This window comes from Mesorhizobium sp. M8A.F.Ca.ET.202.01.1.1 (assembly GCF_004791595.1).
Lineage (GTDB): Bacteria > Pseudomonadota > Alphaproteobacteria > Rhizobiales > Rhizobiaceae > Mesorhizobium.
The window spans coordinates 1-319 of the sequence record NZ_SRUN01000142.1 but is presented as its reverse complement, the minus strand read 5'-3'; the positions used below and the strand labels follow the sequence as shown (position 1 = coordinate 319).

The 319-nt window shown below is 67.1% G+C and carries 1 protein-coding gene; it reads left to right on the top strand.

The window, feature by feature from the left end; all coding sequences use genetic code 11:
* A partial coding sequence (locus EN845_RS34215) for a hemolysin III family protein (RefSeq protein ID WP_189587440.1) occupies positions 1-319 on the top strand: 319 nt, incomplete at both ends.

The window sequence follows — 319 nt, the reverse complement described above, 5'->3', positions numbered from 1 at the left end:
GCCCTTCCTCGCGCAGCTTCACACATCGGCGCTCGCCGTGCCTACGATCATCGTCGTCTGGAGCGCCGCGTTGGCCGGCATCGCCATCAAGATGTTCCTGCCCGGCCGCTATGATCGGCTGGCTATCGTCTTCTACCTCGCCATCGGCTGGAGCGGCGTGGTGTTGGCCGGACCGTTGGTCGAGACGCTGCCGACGGCCTCGGTCGCGCTGCTCGTCGCCGGCGGCATCGTTTATTCCTGCGGCGTCATCTTCTTCGCCTGGAAGGGCCTGCGCTTCCACAATGCGGTCTGGCACGGCTTCGTCGTCACCGGCGCCGGG